Source organism: Pseudarthrobacter sp. MDT1-22 (assembly GCF_054511035.1).
In genome coordinates this window covers 1-5,637 of record NZ_JBTNDK010000057.1, presented here as the reverse complement: position 1 = coordinate 5,637, position 5,637 = coordinate 1, and the positions used below count along the sequence as shown (strand labels likewise).

The 5,637-nt window shown below is 62.0% G+C and carries 7 protein-coding genes; 6 read left to right on the top strand and 1 reads right to left on the bottom strand.

Annotated elements, in window-relative coordinates; genetic code table 11:
* The 6 genes from ACX80M_RS20725 to ACX80M_RS20700 form a co-directional block, all read left to right on the top strand.
* Positions 1-603 (top strand): acyltransferase family protein (locus ACX80M_RS20725; protein ID WP_459310352.1); only part of this gene is annotated, 603 nt, incomplete at its 5' end.
* 8 nt (positions 604-611) lie between these two features.
* The gene (locus ACX80M_RS20720; protein WP_459310351.1) at positions 612-974 is read left to right on the top strand and encodes an acyltransferase family protein; all 363 of its coding nucleotides are present in this window, start codon (positions 612-614) and stop codon (positions 972-974) included.
* A 481-nt stretch (positions 975-1,455) separates the two neighbouring features.
* Complete coding sequence (locus ACX80M_RS20715; protein WP_459310350.1) at positions 1,456-1,944, top strand: hypothetical protein; 489 nt, start codon at positions 1,456-1,458, stop codon at positions 1,942-1,944.
* Positions 1,944-2,363, top strand: a complete 420-nt coding sequence (locus ACX80M_RS20710) for an MFS transporter (protein ID WP_459310349.1) — start codon at positions 1,944-1,946, stop codon at positions 2,361-2,363. The genes ACX80M_RS20715 and ACX80M_RS20710 overlap by 1 nt, the downstream gene beginning before the upstream one ends.
* 8 nt (positions 2,364-2,371) lie before the next feature.
* Positions 2,372-2,623, top strand: a complete 252-nt coding sequence (locus ACX80M_RS20705) for a hypothetical protein (protein ID WP_459310348.1) — start codon at positions 2,372-2,374, stop codon at positions 2,621-2,623.
* A 537-nt stretch (positions 2,624-3,160) separates the two neighbouring features.
* Positions 3,161-4,243, top strand: coding sequence for a glycosyltransferase family 87 protein (locus ACX80M_RS20700; protein WP_459310347.1), 1,083 nt, complete (start codon positions 3,161-3,163; stop codon positions 4,241-4,243).
* A gap of 163 nt (positions 4,244-4,406) precedes the next feature.
* Here ACX80M_RS20700 and ACX80M_RS20695 read toward each other — a convergent pair.
* Positions 4,407-5,637, bottom strand: a 1,231-nt coding sequence (locus ACX80M_RS20695; protein ID WP_459310346.1) for an SGNH/GDSL hydrolase family protein, incomplete at its 5' end; no start/stop codon positions are given.

The following is a 5,637-nucleotide window of genomic DNA, read 5'->3' as shown; positions in this document are numbered from 1 at the left end:
CCCGGACAACTACAAATCGCGTATCCTCTTGAGAAGTGCAGCCCGGATGGCAGCATGAGCAATCATCTCAGCAGACCATTCCCCGGGAACCTTGAAGAGCCCCTTAAGGCCTTCTACATTCGACGGTCGTTACGCATCTGGCCAGCCTTTTACTTGTACCTGTTGGCGATCGCGGCGCTGGCCCTTCTTTCGACTCCGGTAGCGGTTAACTCATGGCAGTGGATAGCGTCCGCACTGTTCGTGTGGAACTATGCGCCTGATGGCGGAAACTGGTGGGTTGGGCACTCATGGACGCTGGCGGTGGAGGAACAGTTTTACCTGCTCTGGCCTATCGTGCTGATCCTGCTGAGACCTAAACGAGCCGGTTGGGCTGCGGTGGCGGTAATAGCATTGCTTCCCCTCGTGCGAGTCGCCCAGTACTTCCTCCTTCCGGAGACTCGGGAAACCATTTCGGTCACCTTCCACACCCGCGCTGATTCGCTCTTAATTGGGTGCTTGCTGGCCCTCGTGACATCGGACAGTCGGTGGCTGAAGGTCCTTCCTCGGGTGCGGCGGCTCTGGCCTGTCTTTGTCGGTTACTTGGTCCTTGTAGCCCCATACTGACGACGCATATGGGCGGCGCCTACGCTCTGAGTCTGGGCTGGACCATTGAGCAGCTTTGTATCGCTGGCGTCATTGCAACTATCACAACTGACCCCGCCTCGCTGTTGACCCGGGCATTCTCTTGGCGTCCTTTGACGTCGGTCGGAGTGATCTCCTTCAGCCTGTACCTCTGGCAGCAATTGTTCTTGACGGACCTGATGCCGCAACCATTCTCCAACCCGCTGCTCGGCATACCCCTGGCCTTTGGCGCAGCTTGTTTCAGCTATTGGTGTGTGGAGAAGCCGTTCCTGCGTCTAAAGAACCGTTTCCACACGGGCGCCGCATTTGAATCTGGGGACCTGAGCCCAGTGGGAACGCTCGCTCTGCGCTGATAGACGGCGGGCTAAATCCCTAGCCAACGTCGCGAACCTGGAGCCCGTACTAGCCGGAGCTGCCGCAGCCATTATCGAAGAGTTGGCCGTGTGAGCTGGCCGTGACGGAGGTCGTCTCGTCCCCACCGAGCAAACCACACAGAATCTGGAGCCGTCGCCTCCTCCGAGGCCACCGAGTACGCCGCCCTCCGCAATATCGACAAGGCCCAGATCGCCGCGGTGGGGGACAATCCAGTGGTGCTGGACGCGGCCACAAGCTGCCTGTACCTGCCGGGCGGCAAGAAGGTGGCGCTGCCGGACCCGGCCGGCGCCAAGCTCCAGCAGAGCGGGCCAGCCGCCTCTTTCGTAGCCATGACAACCGCCAAAGCCCTCGTCAAGCGGCCGCTGAACGGATCCGCGGCCACCGTGACGGACCTCGGCCCCGCCGGAAACGCCGCCGCCCCCGTGAGGCTCGGTTCCTGCCCGGGAGCGCGGCAAGTACATGGGCATGATTGGCGGCGTCTTCGCCATCGCCTCAGTGGCCGGACCGCTGCTGGGCGGCTGGTTCACCGAAGGTCCCGGCTGGCGTTGGGTCTTCTGGATCAACATCCCCCTGGGCCTGCTGGCCCTCGCCGGCGCGGCGTTCTTCCTCAAACTGCACGCCGGCAAGCCCAAGCTGGACCTCGGCGGCATGGTGCTCCTTGCCATCGCCACCACCTGCCTGGTCCTCTTTGCCACTTGGGGCGGAAGCAAGTACGACTGGTCCGACGCCATCATCCTGGGCCTGATCGCGGGCGCCGTGGTCAGCGCCGCAGCCTTTGTCTTCGTGGAGAGCCGGACGGCAGAGCCGATCATTCCGCTGCACCTGTTCAAGGACCTGAACTTCAACCTGGCCACCATTGCCGGCCTGCTGATCGGTGTGGCAATCGGCTACCTGCCCACATACCTGCAGATGGACTTCAGCGTGAACCCACCGAATCCGGCCTGCTGATGATCCCCATGATGGGTGCGCTGCTGGTGGCCTCGGTGGCTTCAGGCCAGCTGGTCAGCCGGACCGGCCGCTACAAGTGGATGCCGATCGTTGGCGGAGTCCTGGTAGCCGGAGCCCTGGTGCTGCTCTCCACGCTGAACCCAGGCTCGCCGCTCTGGGAAATCTGCGCCTACCTGACTGTGATGGGCCTAGGTCTGGGCCTGAGCATGCAGATCATGGCCCTCATGGTTCAGAACTCGTTTCCGCTGCGCGAAGTGGGCACCGCGACGGCGTCGAACAACTTCTTCCGCCAGATCGGCGCCACCCTGGGCTCCGCCGTCGTCGGGAGGCTGTTCGCCAGCCGGCTGGCTGCGCTGCTCACCGACCGCCTCCCGGCTGCGACACAGGGCGGCGGGACCCCGGCGGGTCAAACTCCCTGACTCCGGCCGTGGTCGGCTCACTGCCGGCACCGCTCAAGGAGATCATCATCTCCTCCTACAACGACGCGCTTACCCCCATCTTCATCTGGATGGTCCCGCTGGCGGTGATCGCGGAAGTGCTGATGTGCTTCGTCAAGGAAAAGCCGCTGGCCACCGCCGTGGAACACGACGTCCTGTCCGAGACATCGGTGAAGGCAACGTCCTCATCAAGGCCGACGACGAGGTTGCGACAGTTTCACGGTAGGTTCCTGCGTTCTTGAACAACCAGTGCCCATCGCTGCCGGTGGCCAGCCTGGCGAACGCTGCCACGACGTGCGCCCGGACGCCGATGGCTAGGGTCGGTTCCCTGACGGGGGGCGAAGCGTGGGGGTGGCTCGCCGGGATGTCCAAGGAGATTGTGCCGCTCACTACAGCGGTGCCTGCTCCGTTACAGCGGCGTCGTTGCTAATCAAATCGCTTTGGCGCTTCTGAATGACATTGAGCGTGAGTAAAAGCTGGGGAACTTAACCGGTCTTACTTTGACCTCACTTTGTACGGCGTGCGTTGGCGTGCATAGACTGTGCGAGCCACATTGGAAAGTCAATATTGGGGGACTCGTGTATTTTCCGTCTACGCTTCGCGGCCGGGCGCTACTTGGCGCAAGTGTTCTTGCGAGCGTACTAGCCGTAGCCCTTTCGTTTTGGAGGGGCATCCGTCACGGTCTGGACTTCAACGTGTATTGGCAGGCAGTCAGGGTGTTCCTGGCCCAGAACGAGAACCTTTACGCCTCGGCCCTCCCGAACACGGGGGACCCGGGAATGGGATTCACATACCCGCCGTTCGCCGCTCTCCTTTTTGCGCCCATGAGCCTGCTGCCCATGCGCTGGGCGCTGGTCCTGCACACCATATCCACAATCACGGTGGGTTGTGCCTTGGGTGTCGCAGTAGTGCGGCATCTTGTAACGCGAGGCGTGATGAGTCGCCGCCACCAAACCTACGCGGCCTACGGCATCGGTGCAGGTGCGGTGCTGTTGTTAGGTCCCTGGCAGCACACCGTCGCCCTTGGGCAGATCAACGCCCTCCTGCTGGCTCTTGTCGCGGTCGATATCCTTTGGACGTCCAAACGGCCGAAGTTCTTGCCCCAAGGTGTTCTGACTGGTATAGCTGCCGGGATCAAGCTGACCCCCCTGGCGTTTCTCCTCTTCTTTATTATCAAGAGAGATTTTGCATCGGCAGTGAGGCTGGTGGCTACGTTCGCCAGCACTGTCGCGCTCATGTGGGTCTTTGCTCCCCAAGTATCGGCTGACTTCTGGTTCCGGGCGGTCTTGAACACCAACCGCATCGGAGCGGCAGAATCTTTCAACAATCTTTCACTCCGAGGCGTCGTGGAGCGAGCACACTTCGACGGCGTGATTGAGCCGGTTCTTTGGCTCACTCTGGCAGGCGTGACCGTCGCGGTGGGCATCGTCGTAATGCGCAAACTCTTCAACGCCGGGGACACCTGGGCAGCATTATCGGCCAATGCATTGGTGATGCTCCTAATCTCTCCTGTGTCCCATTACCACCACTGGGTTTGGATTGCAGTCGCAATCCCAGCGTTCGTCGTGAGCTTCAAACATGTGACTGGTCAGATGGGCTGGGGTTCGTTTGCAAGATCAGGCCCTGGCGTCGTCGCAGCGGTAACAACGCTAGGGTTCCTTTCGATGCCGGAGAATGTTGCCGCACTGACTGGCTCCCCGAACCCATACCAAAGCGTGTCCGCGGTTTCCGAGGTTGCAGTCAGTCTTGGCATCCTCGGGCCGATCCTACTGTTGGGAGTGTGGGCTATACCGCGGCCTGACGCACCGCCGGAAGCCGCCGGCGCCTCACGGGTACCATTGCGGTATGGGGAACCTACTTAGTCCGCCGCCGCTCGTCCGTTTACTTGAATCCGTCCGCACTGCCCGCGCCGCGATGAAGCTACGCCGTGGGCAGTGCTCCGTATGCGAGACACCGTTGCGGGATGACCAGTCACGTGAGGTCTGCTCGGAAAGCCTGCTTTGCCGACTACCTTGCCGGGCGCTTCTAAGCAGCAGTCGGGCTGAACTTGTTCTCCGCGCCGAGGTAGGCGTGCGCCGTTGAACGGCCAGCAACACTTTGCCCCGCCGCGTTCCAGTGGAGCTGGTCGGCCATGAGGGTGCTGTTCCAGGAGCCGCCAAATAGCGCGGTGAAGTCGAGCACCGGAAGTCCTTGCGCGGTCGCTACGGCCTTTGTTGCAGTGCTGTAGTCGGCCCACGTCTTTCCTGCGGCTTCCGATCCGGTGCTTGGGTTGCCGGATGGTCGCGGCGGAATGCAGAGCACCACCGCGCCCGTGCTGCCTTGGGCTGCTAGTTGGGGTGTGACGACCGAGGTTAGTTGTGTCTGGTAGGTGCTGACTACCGTCTGTGCGTTCCACTCGTTGGTTTGCAGCAGGATCAGCGACATGTCTGGGTTGAGACCCGCTGAGCCGTTGAACGTGGGGCCGGTAAAGCCTGCTGCGGTGGCGGTCCAGTCAACGGCTGAGCTGCTAGGCACGCCGCCGTCGCTCACGCTGAGTCCCGGAACGATTGCTTCGACGCCGAGCAGGTATGCCGTCCCTGCGCCCCAAGTGACTGAGAAGCTATGCGCACCGAAGCCGCGTGTAGAGAGCACGTCAACAGACCTGACCCCGCCCGCCGTCGAACCTACGCCGGTCACCGTCGTTTCACTATCGACCGTGACGCTGACGGTGCCAGTCCCTGCACCCGCCGCGAACCACAGACGGATACCTGAGCAGGGGTAGCCCTTGAACGTGACCGTCTGACCAGTGACGGTGAACTTGTAATAGGACGTGGAGTAGATCGGGGTGCCGAATCGGCCGTCCGTCGTAAGTGGCGATGGGGTGCCAGCGATGCTGTTCAGCCACCAGTGGCTGCCCCCAGGGTAGTCGCCACCACGGTAGACGGGCATCGCGGACTGGAGTTCCGCCCGAAGCCATGCCTGGAAGTCCTTGATGCCAGCAACAGAACCGTCGCCGCTGCCAGCCGGGCCGGCGAACAGGCTGTTACCCATTGTGTGCATCCGCACCGGCTGTCCCTGCCGGGCCTTCAGTAGGGCGGCGGTGCTTCGCGCCCACGCTGCGGCCGTGTCGTTGAAAATCCACAACCTGTCCGCGACGTTAGCCTTGCCTGCCACGGTGTTAACGCCAACCGAAAATGGGGCCAATAGCGCCAATTGAAAACGGGGCCACGGGGTTGTGGTTCTATTGTGCCGTACTGGCGGCGGGTTGGTGTTTTTT